6 protein-coding genes, 1 tRNA gene and 2 pseudogenes are annotated in these 5,147 nt (G+C 45.8%); 4 read left to right on the top strand and 5 right to left on the bottom strand.

Annotated elements, in window-relative coordinates; genetic code table 11:
- Window positions 1-124, top strand: a pseudogene (locus RIG66_RS12625) (IS630 family transposase); the annotation flags it as partial.
- Window positions 125-397: 273 nt separating this feature from the next.
- Here the strand turns inward: RIG66_RS12625 and RIG66_RS12620 are convergent.
- The 4 genes and pseudogenes from RIG66_RS12620 to RIG66_RS12605 all read right to left on the bottom strand — a co-directional run bounded on the left by RIG66_RS12620 (window position 398) and on the right by RIG66_RS12605 (window position 2,956).
- Window positions 398-470, bottom strand: a tRNA-Val gene (locus RIG66_RS12620).
- Window positions 471-739: 269 nt separating this feature from the next.
- A complete protein-coding gene (radC, locus tag RIG66_RS12615) occupies window positions 740-1,471 on the bottom strand; it encodes a RadC family protein (RefSeq protein ID WP_446378500.1) in 732 nt (243 codons plus the stop codon).
- A 295-nt stretch (window positions 1,472-1,766) separates the two neighbouring features.
- Window positions 1,767-2,528: an HAD family hydrolase gene (locus RIG66_RS12610; protein ID WP_446378498.1), complete on the bottom strand. Its 762-nt coding sequence runs from the start codon at window positions 2,526-2,528 to the stop codon at window positions 1,767-1,769.
- Window positions 2,529-2,696: 168 nt separating this feature from the next.
- Window positions 2,697-2,956 (bottom strand): annotated as a pseudogene (locus tag RIG66_RS12605) (GlsB/YeaQ/YmgE family stress response membrane protein).
- Between the two features lie 549 nt (window positions 2,957-3,505).
- Here RIG66_RS12605 and RIG66_RS12600 point away from each other — a divergent pair.
- Window positions 3,506-3,997 (top strand): pentapeptide repeat-containing protein, encoded by a 492-nt coding sequence (locus RIG66_RS12600; protein ID WP_446378496.1) that lies wholly within the window; start codon window positions 3,506-3,508, stop codon window positions 3,995-3,997.
- A 62-nt stretch (window positions 3,998-4,059) separates the two neighbouring features.
- Here RIG66_RS12600 and RIG66_RS12595 read toward each other — a convergent pair whose 3' ends face one another.
- On the bottom strand, window positions 4,060-4,224 hold the full coding sequence (locus RIG66_RS12595; RefSeq protein WP_446378494.1) for a hypothetical protein: 165 nt from the start codon (window positions 4,222-4,224) through the stop codon (window positions 4,060-4,062).
- A 101-nt stretch (window positions 4,225-4,325) separates the two neighbouring features.
- Between RIG66_RS12595 and RIG66_RS12590 the strand changes: the two genes are divergently transcribed.
- Both RIG66_RS12590 and RIG66_RS12585 read left to right on the top strand, forming a co-directional pair.
- Window positions 4,326-4,904, top strand: a complete 579-nt coding sequence (locus tag RIG66_RS12590) for a fasciclin domain-containing protein (RefSeq protein WP_446378492.1) — start codon at window positions 4,326-4,328, stop codon at window positions 4,902-4,904.
- A 40-nt stretch (window positions 4,905-4,944) separates the two neighbouring features.
- Window positions 4,945-5,127: a hypothetical protein gene (locus RIG66_RS12585; RefSeq protein WP_446378490.1), complete on the top strand. Its 183-nt coding sequence runs from the start codon at window positions 4,945-4,947 to the stop codon at window positions 5,125-5,127.
- Window positions 5,128-5,147: the final 20 nt, after the last annotated feature.

Here is a 5,147-nt window from a genome sequence, read left to right as displayed (position 1 = left end):
TCGGCTTTTTGAATCCATTGAAGAGTTAGAATCTTTGTTGCATCAACTTTTAAATGAAGACAAGCTAGTTATTAACTGGGGGCGCAAACTGAAAAATAAGGGTAATGCTCTTATCACAGTTTAAATGCATGACAGCTTAGTAGGCACTTTAGTGCCAGAAGCGCTAAAGCGCTTACTACAAACTCTAAAGTCAGTGGCATTCGACTTAAGGTTGGTGGGCAATGCCCACCCTACTAGCTTGGCAAGCTTAAAAAAGTGGTCAAGTATTTTCTCAAACCCTTATGAGAGTAGCGATCCAGAAAAATTTTACCCACAACTTTAAGCTTGCCAGCCTACTACGGTATATCAAAGGTTTCGGTGATTCCCTAATGCTTATTTCAGTGCCATTCAACTTAAATGGGCGATACTGGACTCGAACCAGTGACCCCTTCCGTGTGAAGGAAGTGCGCTACCACTGTGCTAATCGACCCTAGCCCACTAAATTAACATAGCGCCGTCTTAAACTACAACTCACACTATTAAATAGGGGCTGCTGAATAAGTCTTGTGGTGGGGAGAGGGAATAGGGAATAGGCTTTCTTGCAATGGTTTCAACACTCTGTAGAGGGAAGATTCTGTGTTCGCGAAGGCTTGCAATCCAAGAATTTTGAGCGTCTAGGTGTAAAAACCTTGCACTTGTTGGGTGGAAAAATGGCTGAAAACCATTGTATAGTATAGCTTTCAGATTAATGCAGCAACCCCTAAATATCTTGTGGATATTCCTTCCATAATGAAGTGGTGTGATGTAGACTCCGGTGATTGCCATTTCCCAAAATCAGGTGATCCACTAAAGGTGTTTCGATTAGCAGCGCCCCCTGCAAAAGCTGTTTGGTCAAATAAATGTCCTTCTCAGAAGGTTCAACACTACCCGTTGGATGACTATGCCCTACAATAAACCGCGTCGCCCCATGGCGCAAGACGGCTTGTAAAATCTCACGAGGACAGGCTAATGTCTCCGTTGCTGTACCAACTGAGATGAGTTTAATCCCCAATAAGTGATTTTTCACATCCAACAGCAATACAGCAAAACGTTCCTGAGTTTGCCACATTAACTCATGACTGAAAGCCGCCGCCGCCGCCATGGGATTGTCAATTATCGTACCTTCTGTGGGGCGAGACTGAAAGGCGCGTTTTCCCAGTTCAATGGCGGCTAGCATGGTGGTGGCTTTTGCAGGCCCAACGCCATGGATACGCATTAACTCTTGGGGTGATATATCTCGCAATACCGCCATAGGATCGCGTTCGTCTTGACTTAATTGCTGCAAAATATATTGTCCCAAACCTACTGCTGAAAGTTTACCTTTCCCCTGACCTGTGGCAAGCAAAATAGCAATCAGTTCCGCTGTCGCCAAATTTTGGGCACCGATCGCCATTAATCGTTCGCGTGGACGTTCGCTAACAGGAATATCGGTAATTCTAAGGCTATAGGTCATAACGCTACCCTATCACTGCGGGACAAGCCGATCATTATCAGGTTCGGTTGAATACTTACACGTTGGTACTGCCGAAGGCAAATGACTCCAAGGTAAGAACTAAGGTGGCACGGTAAAAGTCAAGAATCACTGTCTAGAGGGACATGATATCATGGCTGAGATATTATTGCTATAATAATAGAATTTTGGACTCAGATTTGTAAAGTTAGGTGATTGGGGAAGAGGGAATGTGGCGTCTGACCCACTATTAACTGTAGTCTTTTCACCGTTAACTGTGGTGACAGCAAGGGACACCCTAACGGTGATGGAGATGATTCAGGAGTTCTATATCAACATATTGGTTATCTCCAGCATCTCCGGCGAGAACGGTAAAGGGTTGATCAGGTTCTCCGAGATGATTTAATACGAGTACTGCCTGAGTAAAATCTTGGTCTTTTGTATAATTGTTGACTGTAATGAGTGTCATGATACCTGCTTGTGTAGCCGCCATTAAACCCTGATCAGAATCTTCGATCGCCAAACAATCGTGGGGTGGTAAATCCATTTGCCGCAGTACATGGTTGTAAATATCGGGAGCGGGTTTTTTGGTGGGGACGATATCACCCGCCGCAATCAGGTCAAACCACGCCGGACTCTCATCCCCCAGAGTATGCTGCAAAAGGGCAGTTACATTAGTAGGGGCGGTAGTGGTGGCGATCGCTAACCGGATTCCTTGCGATCGCGCCGCTTTAATCAATCGTTGCACACCCGGACGTAGGGGGATAGAACCCGTGGCGATAAGTTGCTGATAATGGTGAGTTTTCGCCCGATGCAGATTGGCAATGAACTCGTCGAAATTAGCCGGAGGTTGGAAATCAGGGCGGTATTGGTTCAAATAATAGCGGATACGTTCTTTCCCACCAGCAACCGCTAATAGTTCACCATAGAGGGAAACAGACCAATTCCAATCATATCCAGCTTCGGCAAAGGCGCGGTTAAAGGCTACACGGTGTCCATCTTGTTCTGTATTCGCTAATGTCCCATCTACGTCAAAGATTAATGCTCGAAGTTTGTTCATTGGTCATTGGTCACTGGTCTTATGTCAGCAACTATACCGATATAAGATGTAAACACGCAAGCGGCTTTTGGAAGCAAACAAAACTTTTTTCTGGGAAAAGAGTCGGACAAACAACGTAAAATTTCCCGACTTTTAAGCGGGGGATTAGCTTATCCAATCAAGAGATTATTATGCGTTTTTCGTAACCAGACCGTAGATGAACAAGACAACCATCGCGCCCACAATTGCCACTAGGAAACCCCACCAGGTAAAACCTGTAAAACCGACTCCAAAGAGTAAGTTACCAATCCAATCCAGCCTCCAACTAAAGCACCAACGATTCCTAGTGCCATCGTCGCCAGGATGCCACCGCCTTGCTGACCTGGATAAATCGCCTTCGCGATCGCGAAGGCGAGAATTCCTAAAATAATCCAGGCTAAAATTCCCATAGTAATGTCCTCCTTGGTTTAATAGTTTAATGACTAATCAATTCAAATTTAATCGATATAGTTTTTAGAGTATCAAGCCAATGTATTGAAGTTTATCTATCCTAAGAAAGAAGGTTGATGAGCTATTTACATTACTTAAATAAATAAATAAATAAGAGATTATTTTCCTCTCTTAAAGTGAAAGAATGGTCTGCCCCCTCGGATGCACGCCTCCCTTATGAGTGGAGTCGTGCGGGCATCTGGTGGGCAACCTACCTAGGTGTTGTGCGCTGATCTACTGGACTGACACAGCTAAAATGGTGGCATAGATTTTACGATTAAATCGGGCGCACGTCGGTGCGCCCCTACAGTTTCTGGGCGTAAGCGTCATCCATCTTACTTAGGTGTGCCACACCACTACCCATATCTTGCCCGCTAACCTACCTATGTCTCATGCGCTAACCTACCCATGTCTTGAACGCTTGCCTACCCTCGCCGCCTGAATGTTACCGGATAAACCCCAATCAGATTTAAGATGGACAAGAATTAAGGTCAATCAGGCAATTTGAGATGATTCTTCGGCAACTGATAGCATTCCTAGTCGCGATCGCTCTATTCGTTCATCCTCTATCTGCTCAAGCAGCTGACTATCCACCTCCCTTATCCTACAGTCACGCCCAACTCACAGGCAAAGACTTTTCCGGTCAAAATTTACAGACGGCTGAATTTGCTAATGCCAATTTACAGTTAAGTAATTTTGCTTATGCTGACTTGCGAGGTGCTATTTTTAGTGGTTCGGTGATGACTCATGCCAATTTACATGGTGCGGATTTAAGCTATGGTATGTTAGATCAGGCAGATTTGACGGGTGCAGATTTAAGTGATGTGATTTTAGTCGAAACCCTCTTACTTGGATCAGTATTTGATAATACATTAATTACGGGGGCTGACTTCACTGATGCTCTCTTAGATGGCGCACAACTGAAACATTTATGTCAGCAGGCGTCAGGGATTAATCCTAAAACTGGCGTAGCCACAAGCGATTCTCTTGGTTGTTCTTAATGTTTGATTTACGGGGACGGATGATGAGGGAATTGAGGAATTTTTTTAGGAGATTAAAGGCATTAAAGGCATTCAATAAGCTGGATGTTTTGTTGTGTCAATCGCTCAACTTGTCGCCGTTCCCGTTCCTCAGGAGTCAAAACCCAGTCACCATCTGTATCATACCAGCGCAACCAGACGCGATCGCTCTCCCGATAAAATCCTTGCCAAAGTCCTAACTGAATCAAAGCAGACGTAACACTGTACCTGAGAAAGAAGCATAGAGTCGGAATTCAGACTAAAGTAGTATACAAATCGTTATAAATACCTGCTCTGAGGAGAAAAATTCATGCCAGCCCGCTCTTTTACTTCCACATTGAGGAAACTAACCGCCTGCTTAGGTCTAGCCAGTCTCGGTACCGCGATCGCATTACCCGCCAACAGCGTCACCGACTCTCCTCGCCTCTTAAAGGCAGAACCCGGACTCCACCTGATTGCTCAACGAGGCATAAACAATATAGCTGATGAACTCGAAACCGCCAACGACGCTTTCTCCACCCTAACGGCTGCGATCAAAACCGCCGGACTCACCTCAGCACTGGCGGGGAGGAGACCGATTACCATTTTTGCCCCCACCGATGAAGCCTTTGCTGCTTTACCAGAGGGAACTGTGGCAACGTTGCTTCAACCCCAAAACCGATCGCGATTAACTGAAATCCTTACCTATCACGTTGTCCCCGGTAACATTAACACCTTTGGCTTAACTCCCGGTTCGACCTTGCGGTTAACCACCCTCGCGGGTAAACCCGTAACCATACGAGTCAGCGATGCTAGCGAAGTTTCGGTCAATGGTATACCCGTCGTGATGGCAGATATTCCTGCCTCTAACGGCATGATTCACGGGCTTAACGGGGTTCTATTACCCTAATGGAGATCCGCTGTAGGGGCTTCATCCGCGTCAACTTAAGGTGAAAAGCTCGGTTGAGCAAGGGTGTCGGGTGTCGGGTGTCGGGTGTCGGGTGTCGGGTGTCGGGTGTCGGGTGTCAGGATGGAATTGTCTGTTGGAGGCGAAAAAACCTCACACCTACCACCATTCACCTCACCTATTCATCCACAATGTTTTTTTCAAACAGGTTCCGTTTAATACATAGCTCCCCAACATTGCTCGCTT

Source organism: Coleofasciculus sp. E2-BRE-01 (assembly GCF_040221695.1).
In the GTDB taxonomy this organism is placed as follows: Bacteria; Cyanobacteriota; Cyanobacteriia; order Cyanobacteriales; family Coleofasciculaceae; genus Coleofasciculus.
Note: the sequence above shows the minus strand (reverse complement) of the source record. Positions and strands in the feature narration are given on the sequence as shown.

What these genes read in the sequence shown, in the direction of transcription:
- radC (WP_446378500.1), bottom strand. Translation starts at nt 1,471, where the DNA reads ATGACCTATAGCCTTAGAATTACCGATATTCCTGTTAGCGAACGTCCA.
- RIG66_RS12610 (WP_446378498.1), bottom strand. Translation starts at nt 2,528, where the DNA reads ATGAACAAACTTCGAGCATTAATCTTTGACGTAGATGGGACATTAGCG.
- RIG66_RS12600 (WP_446378496.1), top strand. Translation starts at nt 3,506, where the DNA reads ATGATTCTTCGGCAACTGATAGCATTCCTAGTCGCGATCGCTCTATTC.
- RIG66_RS12590 (WP_446378492.1), top strand. Translation starts at nt 4,326, where the DNA reads ATGCCAGCCCGCTCTTTTACTTCCACATTGAGGAAACTAACCGCCTGC.